The sequence below is a fragment of the Micromonospora sp. B006 genome, from assembly GCF_003408515.1.
Lineage (GTDB): Bacteria > Actinomycetota > Actinomycetes > Mycobacteriales > Micromonosporaceae > Micromonospora > Micromonospora echinospora_A.
In genome coordinates, this window is sequence record NZ_CP030865.1 from 26,143 (window position 1) to 49,231 (window position 23,089).

Here is a 23,089-nt window from a genome sequence, read left to right on the forward strand (position 1 = left end):
TACACTCCTGAGTTGTCAGACCAGAGTTGTCGAACGAACCAGAATCTTAGAACGGTCGAGAAATGTCGGTCAATCAGCGGATCCCGGACTACGACCTCGAGGACCTGCTCGTGGTCACCGCCCCGGAGCAGTTGCGCGCGCTCGCCGACCCGCTGCGGAGCACGCTCCTGGAGCTGCTTCTGGAACGCGCCGCCACTGTGAACGAGCTGGCCCGCGCGGTCGACCGGCCGAAGAGCAGCGTCGCGTACCACGTGAACCAACTGGTGGACGCCGGGCTGCTGCGCGTGGTGCGGACCCGCCGGGTACGCGCCATCGAGGAGCGGTTCTACGGGCGTGTCGCCCGCACCTTCTACGTCGGCGCGCTCACCCGGGCAGAGGACAAGCAGGTGGTGTCCCGGATCAACGGGCTCGCCGAGGCAGCCGCCGAAGCGGCAGCCGCACACGCCGCCGACGAACTGCGGTGCACGCTCGTGCACGCGCGCATCCCGATCGAGGACGTCCGCGAGTTCTGGGCGGAGGTGCAGGCGCTGGCCCGGCGGTTCGCGCAGATCCCCCGGGCCGGGGACCAGGTGTACGGCTTCGCCGCCGGCCTCTACCCCACGGACGCGCCCACGCTCCCGGACACGGACCCCGCCCCGTCGACGGGGTCTTGCCGGGGCACCGAAGCGGGCAGGCTAGCGTCGGAAGCGTGAGCACCGGATCCCCGCGCGTCCTGCCGGCCGAGCGCGGCATCGACGAGGCCGCCGCCGTTCTGCGCGCCGGCGGTCTGGTCGCCTTCCCCACCGAAACCGTCTACGGGCTCGGCGCCAACGCGCTCGACGCGCGGGCGGCGGCGCGGATCTTCGAGGCCAAGGCGCGGCCCAGCTTCGACCCGCTGATCAGCCACCTGGCCGACGCCGCCGATCTGACCGCACTGGTGGGCGAGGTGCCAGCGGCGGTGGCCGAGCTGGCGAAGCGGTTCTGGCCTGGCCCGCTCACCCTGATCGTGGACCGGCCGCAGATCATCCCGCCGATCGTCACCTCCGGCCTGGACACCATGGCGGTACGCGTACCGGACGAGCCGTCCGCGCGGGCGCTGATCGCGGCGGCGGGCGTGCCGGTGGCCGCACCGAGCGCCAACCGGTTCGGCCAGCTCAGCCCCACCCGGGCCGAGCACGTGGTGGCCGGGCTGGGCGGGGCGGTGGACGTGGTGCTCGACGGCGGGCCCACCCGGTGCGGGATCGAGTCGACGATCGTGGACGCCCGGGGCGAGCGGCCGGTGGTGCTGCGGCTGGGCGCGCTGCCGATCGAGGCGCTGGTCGAGGCGGTCGGCCCGGTCGAGGTGCGCCAGGGCAGCTCCGGCCAGCCGGTCGCGCCCGGGACGCTGGCCGCGCACTACGCCCCGCGTACCCCGTTGCGGTTGGGCGCGGCGGCCGAGCCCGGCGGCGGCCGGCGGGGATTCCTGGCCTTCCGGGAGCCACCGGCGGACGGCGACTGGACGGCCGTGGAGGTGCTGTCGCCGGACGGTGACGTGACAGCGGCGGCGGCGCGCCTGTTCGACGCGCTGCACCGGCTCGACGCGGCCGGGGTGACGGAGATCGTCGCCGAGCCGGTGCCGGACACCGGCGTGGGCCGCGCGATAAACGACCGGCTGCGCCGCGCCGCCGCCACCTGGCACTAGAACTATTCCGCGTCGGGACGTCCATGCGAGCCGGGCTGCGGCATGCGGTCCACCAGCTTGGTGAGCGTGCCGTTGGCGAACGTCGCGCCGAGCGCCGAGCCGGTGGCGATGGCCCAGCCGACGGGTCCCATCGGGGTGCAGCCGAAGAACTGGCTGACACCAGGCGTCTGCACCACCACGACCAGCGCGCCCACCGACGCGGCGGTGGCGGCGAGCACGCTGGGGCTGGTGCCGCCGGCCAGCACGGTCTGGCCGAGCTGCGTGCCGATCAGGGACGCCAGCGCGACGGTGCCGGCCCGCCGCCGGGTGCCGGTCCACCTGGCGATCGTCCAGCCGGCCGTCGCGCCGAGCGTGGTCGACGCCGCGCGCAGCCCGATCTCCCGGGTCATGGTGACGCCCAGCGAGGAGTCCGGACCCTCGCGCAGCAGGTGGTCGGCGCGGTCGTCGGCCGGCGGGCGTACCGCGATGGCGAGCGCCGGCGCGAGGTCGGTGAGCAGGTTGACCAGCAGCAGTTGCCGGCCGTTCAGGGCGGACCGGCCGGTCGCGGCGGCGGTCAGGACGCTGAACGCGATCTCGCCGAGGTTGCCGCCGACCAGGATGCTGAGCGCGTGCCGCACGGACGACCACATGGCCCGTCCCTCGACCAGCGTGGCGATGATCGTCTCCAGCCGGTCGTCGGTGACCACCAGATCGGCGGCGGCACGGGCGGCGGGTGTGCCACGTTGACCGAGCGCGATGCCGACGTCGGCGAGCCGGATCGCCGGGGCGTCGTTGGCGCCGTCACCAGTCATCGCGACGGTCCGGTCCTGGCGCTGCAACGCCTGGATGATCCGTACCTTGTGGGCGGGCGTGCAGCGCGCCACCACGTCGGTGGCCATCAGGCGCTCGGCGAGCGCGGCGTCGTCGAGCCGGTCCAGGTCGGTGGCGGTGACCACGCGCTGCCCGCCGTCGTCCGGGCTGATGGCGGCGGCGATGGCCTCGGCCGTGGCCGGATGGTCGCCGGTGATCATGACGGTGTGCACGCCCGCCGCCCGGATCCGGGCCACCGCCGGCCGGGCGCTGTCCCGCACCCCGTCGGCCAGCGTCAGGAAACCCACGAAGACCAACCCGTCGACCTGTTCGTCGCTGACCTGCTCGGTGGAGACCGGGCACTCGGCAACGGCGAGGACACGGTGCCCGGCGCCGGCCCGTCCGGCCAGCATGGCCTGCACCTCCTCGCGTCCGGCCGCGTCCAGCGGCCGGTCCCCCTCGGCGGTACGCCGGGACGCGCAGCGCGGCAGCACCGACTCGGGTGCGCCCTTGACGCTGAGCAGCAGCCCGTCGGCGGCGCGGCCGACAGCGGCGCTGTAGCCCCGGGACGGCTCGAACGGCAGTCCGGCCGTGGCGGTCCAGTCCGCCGCGCCGGTCCGCTCGACCACCCCGGCGGCGTTCGCGCCGCGGCGTACCGCCCGGTCGGTCTGCTGCGGCAACTCTTCCGGGTCGGCGGCGGACGGGGTGGCCCGCAACGCGGCGGCGAGCGTCATCCGCAACGCGTCGTCGAGCTGGTCCACCGGGGCGTACCTGTCGTCGCCCGCGCCGACCCCGGCCAGCAGCAGCTTGCCCTCGGTCAGCGTGCCGGTCTTGTCGAAGCAGAGCACGTCGACGCGGCCCAGCGCCTCGATCGTCCGCGGGTTGCGGACCAGGGCGCCGTGCTCGGCCAGCCGCCGCGCCGCCGCCAACTGCGCGGCGCTGACCAGGAACGGCAGCCCCTCCGGCACCGACGCGACGGCCAGGTTCGCGGCGGTCGCCGCCGTCTCGGCCAGGGGTACGCCCCGAAGCAGCCCCGCACCTGCGACCGCGATCGCCGAGGCGGCCGCCAGCGGTACGGCGCTGCTGGTCAGCTTGCCCAGTCGCGCCTCCACACCGCTGGCGGGCGGGGCCTCCCGGGCCATGGCGAGGCTCCGCCCGGCCTCGGTCTCCGCGCCGGTGGCGACCACCACAGCGGTGCCGTGGCCGGCGGCGACAGTGGTGCCCTCGAAGAGCATCGAGTGCCGTTCGGCGATGGCCGCCGCGACCACCGGGTCGGGGTTCTTCGCCACCGGCAGCGACTCACCGGTCAGGGACGACTCGTCCGCCTCCAGCCCGTCGCTCGTCAGCACCCGGCAGTCGGCCGGTACGGCGTCCCCCGAGCTGATCGTGATCACGTCGCCGCGTACCAGCTCCTCGGCGGGCACCACCCGTTCCGCGCCGTCGCGCAGCACCCGGGCGGTGATCGCCGAGCGGGACAGCAACTCGGCCAGCGACCGTTCGGTGTTGCGCTGGTGCACCGCGCCGACCAGCGCGGAACCGCCCACCACGCCGCCGACCAGTGCGGCGTCGACAAGCGAACCGAACGCGGCGGAGAGCACCGCCCCGGCGGCCAGCACCGGGGTGAGCGGGTTGGACAACTCCTCGACGAACGAGCGGAGCAACCCGGCCGGACCGTGGTCGTCCCCGACCTCGACGCGCCGCCGCCGGGTCGCCTCGCCCTCGGTCAGCCCGGACGGATCGGTGTCGAGCTGGTCGAGGACGGTCTCCACCGGCATGAGATGCCACGCGCTGAGCGCGGGCGTCGGAGCGCCGGCGCGGTCCGGCAGGCGGTGCGCCCGGAACACGCCGTGCGCGAACGCGGCAGCAGCGGCGCCGTTCACGGCGGCGAGCGTCGGGCGGGGCAGGCGCCGGCGGTCGGCGGTGAACGCGCCGAGCGCGCCGAGCCCGGTGCCGGCCATGGCGATCCGGATGTTCTGCTCGGTCATCCGGCGGGCCACCCCGGCGGCGGCGACGAGCAGGGCCGGCACTCGCAGGTCGTCGCCGACCAGCAGGTGCGCGCCCCACGGGGGCAGGTCGTCCGGGCCGTACACGCCGAGGCCGCAGTCCGACGCGGCGAGCGCCGACCGCTCGCCGGAGACCACCATCACCACCGCGCCCTCGCGTTGCAGGTCGTGCACCGCGTCGGCGAGCCGGGGGCCACCCGGGACGAGCAGGTCGGCGAAGTCGTACCGGCCGTCGTCGGCGCCCGCCACGACGAGCCGCAGGCCCGCCTGCCGGGCGGCCGACGCGAGCGCGTCCACCCCCGGCGCGGGTTCCGGCTCGACCCGCAGTACGGCGGCGAGCCGGCCGTTCTCGGCCAGCCCGAGCAGCTGACCACCGTCGGCGCGCAGCCGCGCGCTGTCCGCGGTGTCCCCGGGATCGTCGGCGCCGAGACGGTCCAGCGGGCCGATCCGCCAGCCGTCGGCGGCGCGTACCGCGTCCGGCTCGGACGGGTCGAACAGCGCGAACGCCCGGCCGGCGACCTGACCCGTGTCCGCGCCGGCCAGCGGCGCCAGGTCGGCCAGCACGCCCCGGTCCGAGCCGAGCACCGCCGCGTCCAGCACCACCGTGTCGATCCGGTCCAGTTCACGCAGCACGCTGCGGTCCATTGCGATCACGCCGCGCCGGGCGAGCATCCGGCCCAGCTGTGCGCCGTACCCTTCGCGGCCGGAGCCGGGCGCCTTCGGTAGCGAGGAGAGCGCCAGCGCGGCGGCCCGCTTGGGTCCCAGCACCGGCAGCGCCGCCGCCCCGGCTACCGCACCGGCGGGAAGCATCCGCTTGGCGTAGCGCTCCGGCTGCCCGTCCGGCACCGGGCACGGCCGCTCACCGTCCGGCACCCGGGCCACCGCCCGCTCCGGATCACCGGTCAGGTGCGGCTCGGCCCGCCGCCACGCGGCCAGTTGAGCGGCGCCCTCGCCCCACTGCACCACGCGCTGCGCGCCGTCCAGCACGATCCCGGCCCAGCCGCCGGTCAGACCCTGCACCACCGCCTCGGCCAGCGGGAACAGCACCTCGGCGCGGGGGTCGGCGCGGATGCCGAGCCCGGCCAGCGCGTGCAGCTTCGGGTGCAGGTCGACAGCGCCCAGCAGACCGGCGACCTCGGCCGGAACGGGGGTGAGCGGCAGGACCCGGGTGGCGGCGGAGATGCCCAGCCCGAGCACGTCGGACAGCAGCGCGCCGAACGTCCGGGCGGTGCGCGGGCCGTCCTCGGGCGGCTGCGGCGGCTCGATCTCCGGGTCCGGCTCGTACGGGCAGGTCCGCTCGACTCGGGCCACCGTGGCGATCAGGTCGCGCAGTCTCGGCGCCGGTTCCCCGGTGGCCACCACCACCCGGCCGGACGGCGCGTTCACCCGCGCCCAGTCCACCCCCGGCATCGACTCCAGCGCCGCCTCCACCTGCCGGGCCAGCCGGTCGCCGCCGTCCTGGCAGACGCCGTGCACCTCGATGTGGTGGCGGTTGTCCTGGGACCACACCCGGCGGCTGGTCAGCCCGGTGAGCCGGGCCAGCCGGGCAGCGGCCGTACCCACGCTTCCCGCGACCTCGGTGACCTTGGTGGGCACGGCGTCGGTGGGCAGGGCCGACCCGACGGTACGCGCGACGCGCGCGGCAGCCTCCGGCACGACCGTCGGGGACAGCAGGAGGCCGGCGAAGCGTCCCAGCGCCATCTAGCCTCCCGGTCTCGTCCCGGCGGCCCGACTTCCCGGCGCGGCGTCCGTTATGCCACCCGGACGGTAGAAGTTCGCGCTCCCGTCGGTCCCGCCGGACGAGACGGGGACCACAGTTGACCTCAACCCGGGGTGAGGTCCGAGGCTGTGACCCATGACCAGCACCACCGCCGTCCCGGCTGATCCACCCGTCGACCTGTGGTCGCCGCGCCTGCGGGCGATGACGGTGGGCAGCGTCGCCCTGGTGTCCCTGCTCGCCTTCGAGGCGCTCGCGGTGGGCACCGCCATGCCGACAGTGGCCCGCGCCCTGGACGGGCTCGGCCTGTACGCGCTGGCGTTCGGCGGCTCGTTCGCCTCCGGCGTGGTGGCGATGGTCGCCTCCGGCATCTGGTGCGACGCGCGCGGGCCGCGGCCGGCGATGTGGCACGGCGTCGCGTGGTTCGTCGCCGGGCTGGTGGTGGCCGGCTCCGCGACGACCATGGAGGTGCTGGTCGTCGGGCGGGTGGTGCAGGGCTTCGGCTCCGGACTGGTCTCGGTGGCGCTCTACGTGGTGGTCGGTCAGGCGTACCCGGAGCAGTTGCGGCGGCGGATCTTCGCCGCGTTCGCCGCGGCCTGGGTGGTGCCGTCGCTGGTCGGCCCGGCGCTGGCCGGCCTGATCGTGGAACACCTGGGCTGGCGATGGGTGTTCCTCGCGGTACCGGCGGTGGCCATTCCGGCGGCGCTGCTGATCCAGCCGGGGTTGAAGGCGCTGGCCGGCACCGTGCCGACCCGGCCACCCGCGGGCGCGCTGGCCCGCATCGGCTGGGCCTGCGGGGCGGGGGCGAGCGCCGCACTGCTGCACTACGGGGGGCAGCAGCGCGGCGTGCTCGCCGCCGCCCTGATCGGGACGGCGCTGGCCGGGCTGTTCGCCTGCGCGCCGCGTCTGCTGCCGTCCGGGTTCCTGCGCGCGGCACGTGGCCTGCCGACGGTGATCGGCCTGCGCGCGCTGGCCTCGGCGGCGTTCGTCGCGGCCGAGGTGGTGATCCCGCTGATGCTGTCGCGGGAGCGCGGGTTCTCGCCCACCGGCGCCGGGCTGGTGCTGACGGTCGGGGCGCTGTCCTGGTCGGTGGGCTCGTGGATCCAGGGCCGGATCGGCTCACCCCGCTCGGCCGCCAGCCTGCCCCGGGCGGGCCTGACCTGCATCGCGCTCGGCACGGCGGGCGTCGCGTCGGCGCTGCTGCCCGGGCTGCCGGTGCTGCCGGCGGTGTTCTCCTGGGCCGTGGCCGGGCTCGGCATGGGCCTGCTCTACCCGTCGTTGTCGGTGCTCACCCTGGCGCAGTCCGCCCCGGCCGAACAGGGCCGCAACAGTTCGGCGCTGCAACTGGGCGACTCGCTCGCCGCGGCCACCGTGCTGGCGTTGACCGGCGCGGTCCTGGCCGCCGGGTCGTCACCCGGCCCGGCCAGCTACGCGACCACACTGGCCGTGGCAGCGGGCTGCGGCCTGCTCGGCCTGGCGCTTGCCGGCCGCGTGGTGCCTCGCCCGGCGGGCTGAGGTGTCGCCGCCCCGGCCCTCTGCCCCGGCCCTCCGCCCCCGCCCTCCGCCCCGCCTCTGCTGGTTGATCAAGGAGTTTGGGTCAGGCGACGGGCCGTGATCCGACACAAACTCCTTGGTCGACATCGATGGGGGGCGGAAGGCCGGGGTGGAGCGATCCGGGTCGGGAGGGCCGTCGGGTGGCGCAGGATCGGGTGGAGTGCCGTCGAGCGGGTCGCTGTCACGATCCGGGTCGGCGTCCCGTCCCACCGTGGAGCCGCGGTGTGGCGGCTGCACGCGGTTGGAAGGAGTGGCGATGCGGGTGCTGGTGACCGGGGCGACCGGACGGCTCGGGCGGGTGGTGGTGCCCCGGCTGCGGGACGAGGGCTTCACGCTCCGGGCGACCAGCCGTCGACCCCGTACCGGAGACGGGGTCGAGTGGGTGAGCGCCGACCTGTCCACCGGCGCCGGGCTGGCGGAGGCGGTCGCCGGGGTGGACGCGGTGCTGCACCTGGCGTCGTCGCCGCAGCGGCGTACCCACGAGGTCGACGTGCTCGGCACCCGCCGGCTGACAGTGGCCGCCGACCACGCCGGGGTGCGCCACCTGGTGTACGTCTCGATCGTCGGCGTCGACCGGGTGCCGATCGCCTACTACCGGCACAAGCTCGCGGCCGAACAGGTGGTGGCCGCCGGGTCGGTGCCGTGGAGCGTGCTGCGCGCGACCCAGTTCCCGGAGTTCCTGGCGGAGCTGCTGAAGGGCGCGAGCCGCCTCGGCCCGGTGATCGGGGACCGGGCGGTACTCGCCCAGCCGGTCGACCCGATCGACGTGGCGGACCGGCTGGCGGTGATGTTGCTCGCCGGGCCGTCGCATCGGGTCGAGGACTTCGCCGGGCCGGAGGTGCTGCGCTTCGACGAGGCGGTCCGCACGTGGCTCGCGGCCCGGCGGGTGCGCCGGCCGCTGCTGCCGGTCCGGATTCCCGGCCGGCTCGGGCGGGAGCTGCGCGGGGGTGGACTCACCACGACCGCCACGCCGACCGGCACCCGGACCTGGGCCGACTACCTCGCGGACACGTACGGGGGAGCCGGCGGAAGATGAGATCCGGTCGGATCCGCACCGGCCTATGGTGACCGCATGCTGGTCTTCGTCGCCACAGTCCTCCTCTACGTCTTCGGTTTCGTCTTCCTCTACGGCGTGATCCGGGTCGGGGTCCGGCACGGCATCGAGGACGCCGAGGCGAACCGTCCCGAGGTGCTGCGCCGCCGGCAGCTCACCACCGCCGAGAACCGGGACTTCGCGCAGGAGAACGCGTTCCTCAGCAATCCCAACTGAGGGGCGGAGGCGGGGCCCGGAGGGTCGATCCGCGGGGCGGGTGCGAGGATCGCGGCATGATGGGGACGCTGAAGACGGAGCCGGCCCGGGCACGGCTCGACCTGCTGGCCCCGCCGGTCGCCGCGGCGCTGCAGGAGTGGCCGGCCGGGGCCCCGGTGGACGTGGACGACGTGCTCGTCGCCCCGATCGACGCCGACCTGGCCGACACCGCTGCGTTCTGTGAGGCGTACCAGGTGGGACTGGCGGAGTCGGCCAACTGCGTCGTGGTCGCCGGCAAGCGTGGCGGCGAGACCCGGTACGCGGCCTGCGTCGTGCTGGCCACCACCCGCGCCGATGTGAACGGTGTGGTCCGCAAGCTGCTCGACGTGCGCAAGGCGAGCTTCGCGCCGATGGCCGAGGCGGTCGAGTTGAGCGGAATGGAGTACGGCGGCATCACGCCGATCGGGCTGCCGGCGGACTGGCCGATCCTCGTCGACTCGCGGGTGATCGCCACCCCGCACGTGATCATCGGATCGGGCGTACGGCACAGCAAGATCGCCCTGCCCGGGCCGGCGCTCGGCGCGCTGCCCGGGGCGAGGGTGGTGGAGGACCTGGCCAAGCCGGCCTAGGTCCTCATCTGCATCGATCTTGTTCCACGTGAAACATCAGGCTGCCGCTTCGCGCTGCGCCACCTCGCGCAACGCGGCGAGCAGCGTCTCCGGCTCCTGCGCGCCGGTGACCGCGTACTTTCCGGCCAGCACGAACGTCGGCACGCTGGAGACGCCGAGCTGGTGCGCGTCGCTCAGGTCGGCCGCGACCTCTCGGCGGCCGAGGTTCGACTCCAGGTACTGCCGCGCCTCGGTCTCGTCCAGACCGGCCTCGCCGGCCAGCGTGACGAGCGCGTCGATCGATCCGACGTCGACGCCGTCGTGGAAGTGCGCCCGGTAGAGCCGCTCGACCATCTCGGCGGAGCGGCCGCGCTCGGTGGCGAAACGCACCAGCCGGTGCGCGTCGAACGTGTTCGCCGCCACCGCCCGGTCGAACCGCAGGTCGAGGCCCGCGCCCGCGGCGACGCCCGTGACGTGCGCGGCCATCCCCTCGGCCTTGTCCCGCCCGCCGAACTTGTCGCCCAGCGCCTCCAGCAGCGGCTTCGGCTCGGTGACCGGCGTCGGGTCGAGCTGGAACGGCCGGAACCGGACCGTCACGTCGCCGTCGTACGCCTCCAGGGCCTGTTCGAGTCGGCGCTTGCCGATCCAGCACCAGGGGCAGACCACGTCGGCGTAGATCTCGATGTCCATGACCAGCGACAACCCGCCGGTCAGGCGATCTGTTCCCGGACCTGGCGCTTGAGCCGGGCCAGGATGGCGGTGCCGCCGCGTACCCGCAGCGGGCTGATCGCCTGGGCCAGGCCCATCCGCTGGTAGAGGTCATCCGGTACGGCCAGCACCTCCTCAGCGCTCGCCCCGGCCAGCCCTTCGGCGAGGATGCCGGCGAACGCGCGGGTGGTGGGCGCCTCCGGCGGGCAGTCGAAGACAGTGCTCACCGTCTTGTCCGCGTTCACCTCGGCACGCAGGAAGAACGCGGTCTGACACTCGGGGACCTGCTCCAGTTCGGCCCGGTCCACCCCCTCGGGCAGGGGCGGGATCACGTCGGCGAACTCCAGCAGCATTTCCAGCACGACGTCGCGCGGTGCGGCGGCGAACTCGTCCACGATCTCGGCCAGCTTGGTCGGCATCTCGGGCATGAGTCGAGGCTATCCGCCGCCGCGCGCCGTCACGCGACGGCGGTGGCGGTGCCCCGCCTCACGCGAGCGGGGCACCGCCCTCACGCGTTCGGCGCGGCTTCGCTGATGTCGCTGAGCGCCGACTGGGGGTCGAGCTGCATGGCGAGGTCACCGAGGGAGACGATGCCGACGAGCTTGCGGTCGTTGTCGCAGACCAGCACGCGCCGGATGTTGCGCTCGCGCATCAGCGCCGCAGCCTCGTTCGCCGTGCAGTGCTGCTCGATCATGACCACCTCACGGGTGATGATCGAGCCGATCGTGGTGGTGCCCGGGTCGGCGCGTTCGGCCACCGCCCGCACCACGATGTCGCGGTCGGTCAGCATGCCGGCGAGCGTGGCGCCGTCGGTCACCACCACGTCGCCGATGTCCGACTCCTTCATCACCCGGGCCGCCTCGTCCAGCGGGGTTTCTGCCGGGAGGTAGATCACCTGCCTGGTCATCACGTCACTGACGCGGTACATGAGAGCCTCCGAACACTTCGGTCGATCCGTCTGCGGTACCCGGTGCCGCGTTCGCTACACCCCGTTGTGGCGCGTCGCGCCCACCTCGTCGCGCAGACGCTCCACGATGTCCTCCACCGGCACCTCGGTCCGCTCGCCGCTGGCCCGGTCGCGCAGCTCCACGTACCCGTCGGCCAGGCGGCGGCCGACCACGACGGCGCGCGGGACGCCGATCAGCTCGGCGTCGGTGAACTTCACCCCGGCGGAGACGTGGGTGCGGTCGTCGACGAGCACGCGCAGGCCGGCGGCGGCGAGGCGCCCGCCGAGGTCGAGCGCCGCGTCGAGCTGCGGCCCCTTCCCGGCGGCGACCAGGTGTACGTCGCACGGCGCGACCGCAGCGGGCCAGACCAGCCCTCGGTCGTCGTGGTGCTGCTCGGCCACCGCGGCGACCGCCCGGGACACGCCGATGCCGTAGCAGCCCATCGTGGGCCGGACCGGCTTGCCCTCCGGGCCGAGGACGTCGACCGCGAACGCGTCGGTATACCGGCGTCCGAGCTGGAAGATGTGCCCGACCTCGATGCCCCGCCGGATGGTCAGCTCACCGGCGTCGCAGGCCGGGCAGGGGTCACCGGGGCGTACCTCGGCCGCTTCGATCGTGCCGTCCGGTACGAAGTCGCGCCCGCACACCACGTCGGTGGCGTGCCGGCCCGGCTCGTTCGCGCCGGTCAGCCAGGCGGTGCCGGGCACCACGCGGGGGTCGACCAGATAGCGGATGCCGTGCTTAGCCAGGATCTGCGGCCCGATGTAGCCGCGGACCAGCTCCGGGTGGGCGTCCCAGTCCTCGAAGACCGCCACGGTGGCCGGGGCCAGCACCGCCTCGACCCGCTTGAGGTCCACCTCGCGGTCACCGGGCAGACCGATCACCAGCGGTTCGGCCCGCTCGGCGGCGGGCCGGCGGACGCTGAGGACCACGTTCTTCAACGTGTCGGCAGCGGTCCAGCCGGTGCGCCCGCTCAGCTTCCGGGCCTCGGCCAGCTCGACCAGAGCAGCGATGGTCGGCGTCTCCGGGGTGTCGTGCGCCTCGGCGGGCGGGTGCGCGTCCGGGTCACCGGCGGCCGGGGCGCGGGTCACCACCGCCTCGGTGTTCGCCGCGTAGTCGCAGGCGGTGCAGCCGACGAACGTGTCCTCACCGACCGGTGTGGCGGCCAGGAACTCCTCCGACGCGGACCCACCCATCGCGCCGGACATCGCGTGGACAGTGGTGAAGTCCAGCCCGAGCCGGGTGAACACGCGCTCGTAGGCGGCCCGGTGCCGGTCGTACGCCGCCTGGAGCCCGGTGTCGTCCAGGTCGAACGAGTAGGCGTCCTTCATCAGGAACTCGCGCCCACGCAGCAGACCGGCCCGGGGACGGGCCTCGTCGCGGAACTTCGTCTGGATCTGGAACAGCGTCACCGGGAAGTCCCGATACGAGGTGAACAGGTCCTTCACCAGCAGCGCGGCCAACTCCTCGTGGGTCGGCGCGAGCAGGTGGTCGGCGCCCTTGCGGTCGGCGAGCGTGAAGATGTCGTCCCCGTACTCGGTCCACCGCCCGCTGGTCCGGTACGGCTCGGCCGGGAGCAGCGCCGGGAAGTGCACCTCCTGGTCGCCGATCGCGGTCATCTCGTCCCGCACGATCGCGGTGATCCGGTCCAGCACGAGCTTGCCCAGCGGCAGCCAGGTGTAGCCGCCCGGCGCGGCCCGGCGGACGTATCCGGCGCGTAGCAGCAGCCGGTGGCTCGGCACCTCCGCGTCGGCCGGGTCCTCGCGCAGGGTCCGGAGCAGCAGGGTCGACATGCGCAGCAGCATTGCCGCAGCCTATGGCGCGAGCGGAGGGCCGGGCGACCCCTTTCGGTGTCCGTGCGGACCGATCGTCGCCGGCTCGGCGAGGTGGCGGCATCGACACCAGTCGGATGCCGCCACCCCGCCGAGATGGTGCGGACGGGACAGTAAATGTCGCGGGTGCCGGGTAGGAATGCGGCATGGCTGAGCGACCGCTGATGAAGCTGACGACAACGGTGCTGGACGCGCCGTCCGCAGAGGACCTGGCCGCGTTCTACGAGCGGCTGCTCGGCTGGACCCGGCGCGAGAAGGAACCCGATTGGGTCCTCCTCGCCCCGCCGGAGGGCGGCCACTGGCTGGCGTTCCAGGACGAGCCGGCCTACGTGCGGCCGGTGTGGCCGGCCGGTCCCGGCGACCAGCAGATGTCGGTCCACCTGGACATCAAGGTCGACGACCTGGAGGCGGCCGTGGCGTACGCGGTGTCGGTCGGCGCGACGCTGCCCGACTTCCAGCCGCAGGACGACGTCCGGGTGCTCCTCGACCCGGCCGGTCACCCGTTCTGCTTCTACCTCTCATGACGGGTGCCACCGCGTCGGCACGCGCGACCAGCCAGTACGCGACGACGACCGATAACCTGACCGCTCGCATGGCGCTGCACTCGTACGGCACGAACCCGCAGAGCTGGTTCGCGTGGCTCGGCGAGCGGCTGCCGCTGGGCGGGGACGTGTTGGAGGTCGGGGCCGGCACCGGCGAGCTGTGGCACCGCGTGAGCCATCGTGGCCGGCTCACCCTCACCGACTTCTCGCCCGCCATGTGCGAGCGGCTGCGCGAGGTGCCCGATGCCCGGGTGCTGCGCTGCGACGCCACGCACCTGCCGTTCCGTGCCGGCGTCACGGACGCGGTGATCGCCAACTGCATGCTCTACCACCTGGACGACCCGGACGCCGCGCTGCGCGAGTTCGCGCGGGTGCTACGTCCCGGCGGGCGACTCGCCGTCGCCGTGAACGGCCGCGACCACCTGGTCGAGCTGGACGCGCTCGGCCCGGCGATCGGGCGCCCCGGCCTGGCGGTCGGATTGCACCAGAACGACGTCACCGCCGAGACCACACCGGCCCGGGTCGCCGCCCACTTCACCGACGTGACAGTCGAGCGCTACCCGGACGAGCTGGCGGTGCCCGCCGCGGAGCCGATCCTGGCGTACATCACCAGCATGATCGGGCCGCTCACCGCCGCGCAGGAGTCGGCCGGGCGTGCGGCGGTCGAGGCTCGCATCGACGCCGAAGGGGCCTTCCGGGTGCGCAAGCACACGGTGCTGATCAGCGCGACGCGCGGCCCCAACCGACCCGGACGAAGGCACGCCAGGCGTCGGGCGTGAAGGTGAGCACCGGTCCGGCCGGGTCCTTGCTGTCCCGCACCCCGACCACCCCGGCCAGGTTGTCCGCCACCTCGACGCAGTCGCCCTGGGTGCCGCTGCGGGTGGACTTCCGCCAGATCGCTCCGGTCAGCTCCATGAGGTCATCACGTCCTTCATCAGCTCGACCGACTGCCGGCGCGGTAGTGCCTCGCTGCGGACACTCTCCCATCTGGACAGCAGGATAGCCACGTCCTCGTCCTTGTCGATCACGACGCCGCCGAGTTGGTTCTCCAGATGCCCCACCCAGCCGCCGTCCGCTGCCCGTGCGAGCGCGAATGGTCCGACCAGGCCGACGTGCATGGTGACCGAGGTCGGCACGATGTGGATGCCGATGTGCGGGTGCTCGGCGCACTCGATGAGGTGCGCGATCTGCTCGGCCATGAGCCCGCGGTAGCCCTCGTCGGCGCGGCGCAGGACGGACTCCTCGATCACGGCGATGTACCTCGGGCGGCCCGGGTCGGAGAGGATCGACTGCCGGTCCAGCCGCACTCCGAGGCGCCGCTCCACCTCGTCATCGGTGATCAGGTCATCTGTGCGGATCATCGCGCGGGCGTAGTTCTCGGTCTGGAGCAGTCCGGGCACCAGGGTCGGCTGGTAGGTGCGCAACTGCTGCGCCTGGCGTTCGCCTTCCAGCCAGGGGCGGAACCAGCTCGGCTGGCCGTCGCGCTCGGCGAGCTTGAGCAGCGACATCAACAGCCCGCCGGTGCCCAGCACCTCGTCGGCCCGGGCGAGGAAGAACCGGTCGAGCGGCCGGTGGCCCAGCTCGACGGCCGACACCTGGGAGCCGGAGAAGTGCACCAGCCTCCCGAACTCCTCCTGGCTCAGCTCGGCCCGCAGCCGAAGCCGCCGCATTTGCGCGCGGATCAGCTCGGCGGTCGGCTCGTTCTCCACATGCTCTCCTCAGACTGCGGCCGGTCTCCCGGCCTCTCCCCGGACCGGCAGCGACGACTTCCGAGCGTAGTGGCGTCCTCAGCAGACTGTCACGCATGAACCTTCCCGTACCCCGGCTCGGGCCGTACCCCGATCGGCCGCGCCCCTACCCGCCGGACCACCCGGCCCACCTGCCGATCCGGCCGCTCTGGCTCTGCCGCGCCTGCGGCGCGCCGTGGCCCTGCGCGCAGGCGCGCCTGCTGCTCAAGGTCGAGTACGCGGACCACCCCGTCGACCTGGCCGTCTACCTGTCCGGGCTCTACCACGAGGCCACCCACGACCTGTTCCGTCTCAACCCGCACGACGGACCGACCCCGCGCGAGCTGTTCGAGAGGTTCGTCGGCTGGGGCCCGTACCGGCGGGGCATCACCGATACGATGCCCGCGACATGACAGCGCCCGGGGACTTCGACCTGACGGTGGACGAGTTGCGCGAGGTGGCGCGGTACGCGGTCCGGCACGCGGAGGACGTCCTCCCGGTCTACGAGCGGGCGGTTCCGGACGACCCGCGTCCCCGCGCGGCGATCGACGCCGCTTGGACGTTCGCGCGCGGTGCCGCCCGGACGAAACTCCAGCGGGTCACGTCCCTCGACGCGCACCGGGCCGCCCGGTCCGCGCCCACCGAGTCCGCGCGCCTGGCCGCCCGGGCCGCCGGTGACGCCGCCGCGGCCGCGTACCTGCACCCGATCGCGAAGGCCACCCAGGTCGGCCACATCCTTCGGGCCGCCGCGAACGCCGCGCGCGTCGCCGAACTGGAAGCCGGCGACGACGAGACCGTCGGGCAGGCGATGCTGGACCGGTACCGGCAGCTCGCCACGCCCGTACTCGTCGACGTGCTCCGCCGCTATCCGCCGCTGACCGGCGGCGGCAGCCGTGTCGCCCGGCTCATGAGCACACTGGACCACGACCTGCGCCACCGCGAGGCCGCGTCGTGATCCTGCCGAAGGTCCGCGATCCCCGGTTCACCACGATCCGCCGGGGCGGGACGCTCACCGACGAGCACCACCACCTGCTGGCGCTCTGGGCCGCCACCTGCGCCGAGCACGTCCTCGGCCTGTTCGAGGCGGTCCGGCCGGACGACAGCCGTCCGCGCGAGGCGATCGTGTACGCCCGGGCCTGGGTGCGGGGCGAGGCCAGGATGATGGAGGCGCGCGCGGCCGGGGGTCACGCCATGGGTGCGGCCCGGGACCTGCGCGGGGCGGCCCGCAACGCCGCGTACGCCGCCGGTCAGGCCGCCGTCGTGGCCCACGTCGCCGCGCACGAAATCGGCGCCGCCGCATACGCGATCAAGGCGGTACGCGCGGCGGCGCCCGCCGGTCTCGGCGAGGCGGCCGGGCGTGCCGAGTGCCGGTGGCAGCGCGACCAGCTCCCGGCCGAGATCCGCGAGCTGGTCCTGGACGACCAGCGGCTGCGCAACGACATCTGCTGGTCGGTCTTCGACTGCTGACGCCGGCCGGGTCCTGTCGGGAAAGTGCCACGGGCGGCGGCAACCATGGCGTGGGCGGGTGGCGTCTCGGAAGGCGTCACGCTGGTGCACCACCTGACCCCAAGGACCGGCTCGTGTGGATCTTCTCCTGACTGAGTTCGACCTGTTCGTGCGAACTCGTACGCCCGCGCTGCTGCGCTCCGCCTACCTGCTGACCGGCGACCAGCATCTGGCCGAGGACCTCGTCCAGTCCGCCCTGGCCCGTACGCACCGTGCCTGGAACCGGTTGCACGAGACCGGCAACGCGGAGGCGTACACCCGGAAGGTCATGTACCACCTGCAGGTCTCCTGGTGGCGACGCCGCCGGGTGGCCGAGTCGATGCCGGGCGACATGCCCGAGCCGCGCGGAGGCGACTCGGCCCTCGACCACGCCCAGCAGACCACGCTCCGGCTGACCCTCCGGGCCGCGCTGGCCCGGCTCTCCCCCAAACAGCGGGCCGTGCTGGTTCTGCGGTTCTTCGAGGACCGCACCGAAACCGAGGCCGCCGAGCTGCTCGGTGTGACAGTCGGCACCGTCAAGAGCCAGACCTCGAAGGCGCTGACGAAGCTGCGCAGCGTGGCACCGGAGCTCGCCGAGCTGTACGTCACGGAAGGAACCGCCCGATGAACCAGGACCGACTGCGTCTCGACCTGGCCGACCTGGCCGAGGAGGTCACCCCGGTCGACCTGCGGGACCGGGCACTGCGTACCTCGCGGCGGCTCGGCATCCAGCGGGCCGCCGCCACCTCCGCCGCCGTGCTGGTGGTGCTGGCCGCCGCGACCGGAACGGCACTGGCGATCCGGCCGAACAGTCAGACGCCCGTGCCGGCCGGGCCGTCGGCCACCGTCACCGCCCCGCCGGTCGAGCCCACCCCGACCCCGTCCGTCGAGCCGTCGAGCACGCCGTCGGCCGGGTCCAGCGAAACCACCGGCGAGGGGCCGGACGGTGACGCGACCTTCGGGCGGCTCGTCTACGGCCCGTCCGACCTGGCGAACGCCCCGTCCCCGACGAGCACCGTCCGGCTTCAGTCCTGGCGACCGGGCGACAATCCGGTCCGCCTGCTCGGGCTCCCGTACGGGCCGGCGCAGGTGAACGTCTCGGTGTCACCCGACGGAAAGAGGGTCGCCTGGGTCGAGACGACCGGTGCGGTGTGGGTGTCGGCCCTCGACGGGTCGGGGCGGCGCAAGCTCCGGGACGGCGTCGACGACATCTGCTGGTCACCCGTCTGGCTGCCGAACTCGCAGCAGCTCGTCGTGCGTCTGAACGCTGCCGGCAGCGACCCGGCCACCGGCGTGCTCGACGTCTCCTCCGGGAAGTTCACCAGGGTGACGGGCCTCGACGGCTGTCACGCCGTGTTCGCGGCGGACGGGACACTGGCGTTCGCCGACGGCTCCGACGGCACGATCGTCCTCACCGATCGGAACGGCAGGAACCGACGGACGGTGCCGGGCCTGGGCGCCAAGGGCAGCCGGTACGTCTCCTTCGACCTGTCCAGTCTCTCCCCCGACGGACGGCGGCTCGCGCTCCTGCGGATCGACCGGAACGGCACGTACGGGGACGCCGCACGGGAGCTTCTCGTCAACGCCGTGCTCGACACCCGGACCGGCAAGGAGGTGTCGCTGCCGCTGGAGGGACGTCAACTGCGGCAGGTCTTCTTCCAGCCGGACGGGTCGATGATGGTCCGGGTCCGCAGCGGTGACCGCTACGTGGTGGTACTGGTGGACGCGACCGGCAGAAAGATCACCGAGCGGACGGAGCCCGCGGCTCTGCGGGACATGCAGATCGTCGGCGCGCTCGGCTGAGGTGACTCGTCGGGGCGGACCACGCAGCGGTGGCCCGCCCCGACGGCGTTCAACGCAGGACGGTGATCGCCGCGTCCGCGGTCACGTGCTTCCACGGCACCAGCACCACAGTGCCGTCGCGCTCCAGCACCTTCGCGTCGCTGCCCTCGGTGCCGGCCGACAGTGGCGCCTCGGCCACCACGCTCACCTTCCCGGTGGCCGGATCGATCCGGACCAGCCGCGGAGCGAGATCCCGCCGGTCGCCCACCTCCCACGCCAGCAGGCCCTGCTCGTCGAGGCGGACGAGTTCCACCTCGCCGTCGGTGTGCCCGGCCGACACCCAGCGTCGCTTGCCGGTGGCCAGGTCGATCGCCACCACCTGGTTGGCCTGGCGCATCTTGCCGCCGACGTTCGTCGCCTCGGTGGGCAGGTAGAGCGTGTCCGCGTCGGCCAGGTACGGCCGGATCTCCGGCCCGCTGACCGTGTTGGAGCGGTTGATCGGGAGGTCGCTGAACCGCGTACCGTCGACGGGGTTGCCGAACGTGGCCCGCGCCTTGCCGGCGGCGTCGCGTGCGACGAACGTCTCGCTGACCAGGCCGGGCAGGCTGACCAGCGGGTCGACGCTCAGCACCCCGGCGCTCTGCTGCGCGGCGGGCAGTTTCTGCTGCCAGCGTGGCTTGCCGGTGGCCGGGTCCAGGCCGAGCAGCGCGCCCTGGTCGCCGTCACAGCGCGCGGTGACCACCGCCTGGTCCCCGGCGGCCTGCGCGTCGGTCAGGCGGCAGTCACGGCCGGGCAGCAGCCGGTCGGCGTCGGTCTGCCACAGCCGCTTGCCGTCGGCCAGCGAGTAGCCGAGGACGCTCTCGCCGCTGCGGACGACCACCTGCCCGGCGGCCACCGACAGGTCGGGGGCGACGGTCTCGGACCGGCCCGCCCGGCGTTCGACAGGGAACGTCACCCGCCACGTCTGCGTGCCACCGGCCGCGTCGAACCCGACGAGCGTGTCGCACGAGTCGGCCGGACCGAGCGCCACCACACCCCGCCCTTCGGCGAGGGTCTGCGCGGCCGCGCACAGCGAGGCCGCCTGCGGCGCGGGCACGCCCCACGCCTGGCCGCCGTCGCCGAGCCGGTAGGCGATGATCCCGTCCGGCTGGGCCCGGACCACCGCGTCGCCGACCAGCCAGGCGCCGAACATGTCCTGCCCGTCGTACGTCTTCAGCCCGTTGCGCTGCAACTCCGGGAAGTCGAGCACCCACGCGGTACGCAGCTTCTTCCCGTCGTCGTCACCGCCGCCGACCAGCCGGGACACGCCGTAGGCGGTGCCGGCCGCGACCGCGAGCACGGCCACCAGGCCACCGGCCACCAGCAACGCCACGCGCCCGCGCCGCTTCGGCGCCGCCGGCGGCGCACCCCCCGGGCCCGGGCGGCCCACCGGCGGGTACGCGGGCGGCGGGTACTGCTGGTGCTGATACGTCATCGGTCGTCTCCCGTTTCCGTCAGCCCGCCAGTTCGCGGACGTAGTCGGCCCAGCCGGCCTGGAACTCGTCGAGCGACACGCCGAGCACGTCCCGGGCGGCGCGGTCGGTCGGGGTGCCGGCGTAGACCGCCTCGACGAAGCGGAACAGCTTCGGTTCGCCGTGCTTCTCGGCGAGGTGGTCCATCGCGGTGTGCCCGAGCCAGTAGTGAAAGGTCAGCAGGCCGCTCTTCTCCCAGTCGCCGTTGCTGGGCAGCGTGCCGTTCCAGCCGTTGCGGACCAACTGCAGGGCCTGCGCCGTGCGGTCGCTGGCGGACAGCGGGCGGCCGTGGAAGGCGATGTACTCGGCGAAGCCCTCGACCACCCACTGGTCGAGCTTGCTGAACTCGTCCACGGCGGCCGGGTCGGTGCGGGGCGTCATCAGCGAGTGCGCGATCTCGTGCCGCAACACCATGTGGGCGTCCTTGTCGCCGCCGGAGCGGGTGAAGTAACGATCTCTGGTGTCCACCACGATGCGGGTGCCGCCGATCGTGGTCTTGCCGTCCTTGCGCTCGGCCGCGACCATGCCCACCGAGTAGCCCGCCTCGGTGGCCTTCTCGGTGCCGATCCGGTAGAGCGAGGTCATCTCTTCCTTGCCGGCGGCGAGCGTGACGACGAACTTGTCCGACACCGGCTCGGGCGGCGCGTTGGCCCGCCACACGGCCAGGTTGCTCGTCACCGACTTGTCGACGGCCGGGGCGTACCGCTTCGCCACGTCGGCCCGGGCCGCGTCGGTGATGATCAGGGCGAACGGGGTCCGCTCGACATGGATCTCCTGCCACTTGTCCCACGGCCCGGGGTAGTAGACGGTCTTCGAGTCGCCGTTGCCGCCGGCCGGCGCGCCGGTCACCGCGGTGACCCGGATCGGCGCGTCCTTGCCGTCGCGGACGACCGTCCAGCGGTACCACTCGGCGACCGGCGCCATGTCGAAGCCGTCCAGTTGGTGCACGAAGGAGACGTCGAGCTGGAACGTGACGCCCTGCCCGAAGGCGTCGCTGACGCGGCCCTGCTTGTCGATCGTCTCGTAGCGGGCCACCGACAGCGGCAACTTGCCCAGGTTGCGGAACAGCTGGGTCTGCCCGGCGATCAGCTCCTTGCGGGCCGGGTCGAACGCGGCCAGGTAGCCGTCCAGGTCCTTCGCCGCCAGCGCCTGGCTGTGCCGGTCGAGCAGGGCGGTCAGCTCGGCGTCCGTGACGGTGACGCCGTTCGCGCCGGCTGCGGCCTTCGGTGCCGGGCCGTCCTCGTCGTCGCCGCGCAGGCTCAGCCCGACGCCCACCGCCGTGCCGGCGCAGACCGCCAGCGCGAGCGCGCCCGCCGCGAGCCCGATCCAGAGCCCACGGCGGGACTTCGGCGCCGGGGGCGGCGGCCCCCACGGCACCGGCTGCGCGGGCGGCAGTGGTGCGCCGTACCGGGGGTCGGCGTTGCCGGGCGGCGGCCAACCTGCCGCCGGTGGGTGCCCCTGCGTCATGTGGTTCCTCACTCGTGCCGGGTGCGGGACCAGCCGGACGGTTCCGCCCGGCGGGATGACGGCAAACATCATCCCCGGTCCGGACGACGGATTCTGCCCCGCCCGGACGTGTCGGGGCTTTTGTCCCCGGGGTGGCTGTCGCGCACAGGACGTCGAGACATCCGCCACGTCCGGCGTCCAGGGCCAGCGGGACCGGTCCGTGCGGTGACAGACTGTGCGACGCACTTCTGCCGGGACGTCTGAGGGAGGCGCCGTGCGCTGGCGCAGCTACGTGGCGGTGGGCGACAGCTTCACCGAGGGCATGGACGACGCGTATCCGGACGGCAGCTATCGAGGCTGGGCCGATCTGGTCGCCACCCGTCTGGCTGTCGAGGCCGGGCCCGACTTCGGCTATGCCAACCTGGCCATCCGCGGTCGGCTGTTCCCGAACGTGGTGGCCGAGCAGGTGCCGTCCGCGTTGGCCATGAAGCCCGACCTGATCAGCTTCGCGGCCGGCGGCAACGACGTGCTGCGCCGCAGCTTCGACCCGGACGCCTTCGTCCCCCGCTTCGACGCGGTCGTGCAGCGGCTGCGGTCCGTCGGCAGCGACGTGGTGCTGTTCCGGTTCGCCGACGTGATGTCCCGGCTGCCCGGCCAGCGGATGATGGCCCCGCGCGTGGCGCTGCTCAACCGGGTGGTCGGCGAGGTGGCCGAGCGGCACGGCGCGATCCTGGTCGACCTGTACGCCGACGACACCTACCTCAACCCGCTGCTCTGGAGCACCGACCGGATTCACCTCTCCGCGGAGGGCCACCGCCGGGTCGCCGCGCAGGTGCTCACCGCGCTCGGCGTCGGCTGCGACGAGGAGTGGCTGCTGGTGCCGCCGCACCCGGCGCCCAGTCCGTGGCTGGCCGCGCGCGCCGCCGACCTGCGCTGGGCCGGTAAGCACCTGGCACCGTGGATCAGGCGCCGGTTGACCGGGCGCTCGTCCGGCGACTTCATCACCGCGAAGCGTCCGGTGCTCAGGCCGGTCGACTTCGACTGAGCGTGCGTACCGTCCACGCCGCCGACCTGCTGCGGCTGACACCCGACGACCCACCCCGAGCCGGGTGGGCGGTCGTGGTCGCCGGTGACCGGGTCGAGGCGATCGTGCCGACGGACGAGCTCCCCGGCGCGTACCCCGGGGTGCGGGTGCGGCGGTGGGCCGGAACGCTCGGGCCGGCGCTCGTGCACGACGGCCCGCTGCCTCCGGCGCCCACGCCACGCGAGCGGGTGCACGCGCTGTTCCGGCTCGGCGTCGCCGCGGTGGTCGAGGAGCACGTGGCCGATCCGGCGCTGCGGGCCGCCGCCGCCCGCAACGACGTGGCGGTGCTGCCCGGCGTGCGGCCGCCCGCGCTGGTGGCCGGCGGGCGGGCCGACCTCGCCGTGTTCGGCCCGGACGGCTCCTGCCTGGCCACAGTGGTCGCCGGGCGCCTGGTGCACCGCCGCGCCTGATCCCCGCCGGACGGCTGGACCTTCACCGCCCGATC

Annotated in this window: 24 protein-coding genes; 15 read left to right on the plus strand and 9 right to left on the minus strand. The window is 74.0% G+C overall.

The annotated features are described in order from the left end of the window. The first annotated feature begins 62 nt into the window (after positions 1 to 62). Together MicB006_RS00150 and MicB006_RS00155 are read left to right on the plus strand one after the other, a co-directional pair. Positions 63 to 692 (plus strand): helix-turn-helix domain-containing protein, encoded by a 630-nt coding sequence (locus tag MicB006_RS00150; protein WP_116503032.1) that lies wholly within the window; start codon positions 63 to 65, stop codon positions 690 to 692. Between the two features lie 20 nt (positions 693 to 712). Continuing rightward, a complete protein-coding gene (locus tag MicB006_RS00155) occupies positions 713 to 1,660 on the plus strand; it encodes an L-threonylcarbamoyladenylate synthase (protein WP_116511023.1) in 948 nt (315 codons plus the stop codon). 2 nt (positions 1,661 to 1,662) lie between these two features. On the opposite strand, the gene MicB006_RS00160 is transcribed toward MicB006_RS00155, so the two are convergent. Further along, positions 1,663 to 6,153 carry an HAD-IC family P-type ATPase gene (locus MicB006_RS00160; RefSeq protein WP_116503034.1) on the minus strand — a complete coding sequence of 1,497 codons (4,491 nt, stop codon included), beginning with the start codon at positions 6,151 to 6,153 and terminating at the stop codon, positions 1,663 to 1,665. Positions 6,154 to 6,307: 154 nt separating this feature from the next. Here MicB006_RS00160 and MicB006_RS00165 point away from each other — a divergent pair, with 154 nt between their 5' ends. The 4 genes from MicB006_RS00165 to MicB006_RS00180 all read left to right on the plus strand — a co-directional run bounded on the left by MicB006_RS00165 (position 6,308) and on the right by MicB006_RS00180 (position 9,601). Beyond that, a complete protein-coding gene (locus tag MicB006_RS00165; RefSeq protein WP_116503036.1) occupies positions 6,308 to 7,684 on the plus strand; it encodes an MFS transporter in 1,377 nt (458 codons plus the stop codon). Between the two features lie 295 nt (positions 7,685 to 7,979). Then, a complete protein-coding gene (locus tag MicB006_RS00170) occupies positions 7,980 to 8,759 on the plus strand; it encodes an SDR family oxidoreductase (RefSeq protein ID WP_116503038.1) in 780 nt (259 codons plus the stop codon). Positions 8,760 to 8,795: 36 nt separating this feature from the next. After that, entirely contained in the window at positions 8,796 to 8,993 is a 198-nt protein-coding gene (locus tag MicB006_RS00175) for a hypothetical protein (protein ID WP_043327658.1), read from the plus strand. Positions 8,994 to 9,052: 59 nt separating this feature from the next. Further along, positions 9,053 to 9,601 (plus strand): YbaK/EbsC family protein, encoded by a 549-nt coding sequence (locus MicB006_RS00180; RefSeq protein WP_073827094.1) that lies wholly within the window; start codon positions 9,053 to 9,055, stop codon positions 9,599 to 9,601. Between the two features lie 36 nt (positions 9,602 to 9,637). Here the strand turns inward: MicB006_RS00180 and MicB006_RS00185 are convergent, their stop codons facing one another. The 4 genes from MicB006_RS00185 to MicB006_RS00200 all read right to left on the minus strand — a co-directional run bounded on the left by MicB006_RS00185 (position 9,638) and on the right by MicB006_RS00200 (position 13,040). Then, positions 9,638 to 10,270 (minus strand): DsbA family protein, encoded by a 633-nt coding sequence (locus MicB006_RS00185; protein WP_073826987.1) that lies wholly within the window; start codon positions 10,268 to 10,270, stop codon positions 9,638 to 9,640. 20 nt (positions 10,271 to 10,290) lie between these two features. Continuing rightward, on the minus strand, positions 10,291 to 10,716 hold the full coding sequence (locus tag MicB006_RS00190) for a SufE family protein (RefSeq protein WP_073826986.1): 426 nt from the start codon (positions 10,714 to 10,716) through the stop codon (positions 10,291 to 10,293). 80 nt (positions 10,717 to 10,796) lie between these two features. Further along, complete coding sequence (locus MicB006_RS00195; protein WP_116503040.1) at positions 10,797 to 11,216, minus strand: CBS domain-containing protein; 420 nt, start codon at positions 11,214 to 11,216, stop codon at positions 10,797 to 10,799. A gap of 54 nt (positions 11,217 to 11,270) precedes the next feature. Next, positions 11,271 to 13,040 (minus strand): proline--tRNA ligase, encoded by a 1,770-nt coding sequence (locus tag MicB006_RS00200; RefSeq protein ID WP_116503042.1) that lies wholly within the window; start codon positions 13,038 to 13,040, stop codon positions 11,271 to 11,273. A gap of 173 nt (positions 13,041 to 13,213) precedes the next feature. Between MicB006_RS00200 and MicB006_RS00205 the strand changes: the two genes are divergently transcribed. Continuing rightward, a complete protein-coding gene (locus MicB006_RS00205) occupies positions 13,214 to 13,591 on the plus strand; it encodes a VOC family protein (RefSeq protein ID WP_116503043.1) in 378 nt (125 codons plus the stop codon). A gap of 68 nt (positions 13,592 to 13,659) precedes the next feature. Next, the gene (locus MicB006_RS00210; protein ID WP_305021789.1) at positions 13,660 to 14,388 is read left to right on the plus strand and encodes a class I SAM-dependent methyltransferase; all 729 of its coding nucleotides are present in this window, start codon (positions 13,660 to 13,662) and stop codon (positions 14,386 to 14,388) included. Here MicB006_RS00210 and MicB006_RS00215 read toward each other — a convergent pair. Both MicB006_RS00215 and MicB006_RS00220 read right to left on the minus strand, forming a co-directional pair. Continuing rightward, complete coding sequence (locus tag MicB006_RS00215) at positions 14,330 to 14,524, minus strand: DUF397 domain-containing protein (RefSeq protein ID WP_073826981.1); 195 nt, start codon at positions 14,522 to 14,524, stop codon at positions 14,330 to 14,332. The genes MicB006_RS00210 and MicB006_RS00215 overlap by 59 nt on opposite strands. Next, complete coding sequence (locus MicB006_RS00220; protein ID WP_116503047.1) at positions 14,515 to 15,318, minus strand: helix-turn-helix transcriptional regulator; 804 nt, start codon at positions 15,316 to 15,318, stop codon at positions 14,515 to 14,517. Before MicB006_RS00220 ends, MicB006_RS00215 begins: the two co-directional genes overlap by 10 nt. Before the next feature lie 95 nt (positions 15,319 to 15,413). On the opposite strand from MicB006_RS00220, the gene MicB006_RS00225 reads away from it, so the two are divergent. The 5 genes from MicB006_RS00225 (at position 15,414) to MicB006_RS00245 (ending at position 18,624) form a co-directional block, all read left to right on the plus strand. Beyond that, positions 15,414 to 15,749 (plus strand): hypothetical protein, encoded by a 336-nt coding sequence (locus MicB006_RS00225; RefSeq protein ID WP_116503049.1) that lies wholly within the window; start codon positions 15,414 to 15,416, stop codon positions 15,747 to 15,749. Then, positions 15,746 to 16,291 (plus strand): putative immunity protein, encoded by a 546-nt coding sequence (locus MicB006_RS00230; RefSeq protein WP_116503051.1) that lies wholly within the window; start codon positions 15,746 to 15,748, stop codon positions 16,289 to 16,291. The genes MicB006_RS00225 and MicB006_RS00230 overlap by 4 nt, the downstream gene beginning before the upstream one ends. After that, entirely contained in the window at positions 16,288 to 16,803 is a 516-nt protein-coding gene (locus MicB006_RS00235; protein ID WP_116503053.1) for a putative immunity protein, read from the plus strand. The genes MicB006_RS00230 and MicB006_RS00235 overlap by 4 nt, the downstream gene beginning before the upstream one ends. 115 nt (positions 16,804 to 16,918) lie before the next feature. Then, positions 16,919 to 17,449 (plus strand): SigE family RNA polymerase sigma factor, encoded by a 531-nt coding sequence (locus MicB006_RS00240; RefSeq protein WP_116503055.1) that lies wholly within the window; start codon positions 16,919 to 16,921, stop codon positions 17,447 to 17,449. After that, entirely contained in the window at positions 17,446 to 18,624 is a 1,179-nt protein-coding gene (locus MicB006_RS00245; protein WP_116503057.1) for a hypothetical protein, read from the plus strand. Before MicB006_RS00240 ends, MicB006_RS00245 begins: the two co-directional genes overlap by 4 nt. Positions 18,625 to 18,673: 49 nt before the next feature. On the opposite strand, the gene MicB006_RS00250 is transcribed toward MicB006_RS00245, so the two are convergent. Together MicB006_RS00250 and MicB006_RS00255 are read right to left on the minus strand one after the other, a co-directional pair. Continuing rightward, positions 18,674 to 20,077 carry a PQQ-like beta-propeller repeat protein gene (locus MicB006_RS00250; RefSeq protein WP_116503059.1) on the minus strand — a complete coding sequence of 468 codons (1,404 nt, stop codon included), beginning with the start codon at positions 20,075 to 20,077 and terminating at the stop codon, positions 18,674 to 18,676. A 19-nt stretch (positions 20,078 to 20,096) separates the two neighbouring features. Continuing rightward, positions 20,097 to 21,581 carry a hypothetical protein gene (locus MicB006_RS00255; protein ID WP_116503061.1) on the minus strand — a complete coding sequence of 495 codons (1,485 nt, stop codon included), beginning with the start codon at positions 21,579 to 21,581 and terminating at the stop codon, positions 20,097 to 20,099. Positions 21,582 to 21,834: 253 nt separating this feature from the next. Between MicB006_RS00255 and MicB006_RS00260 the strand changes: the two genes are divergently transcribed. Both MicB006_RS00260 and MicB006_RS00265 read left to right on the plus strand, forming a co-directional pair. Further along, positions 21,835 to 22,605, plus strand: coding sequence for an SGNH/GDSL hydrolase family protein (locus MicB006_RS00260; protein WP_073826972.1), 771 nt, complete (start codon positions 21,835 to 21,837; stop codon positions 22,603 to 22,605). Positions 22,606 to 22,607: 2 nt separating this feature from the next. Further along, positions 22,608 to 23,054, plus strand: a complete 447-nt coding sequence (locus MicB006_RS00265; protein WP_073826971.1) for a hypothetical protein — start codon at positions 22,608 to 22,610, stop codon at positions 23,052 to 23,054. Positions 23,055 to 23,089 lie beyond the last annotated feature (35 nt).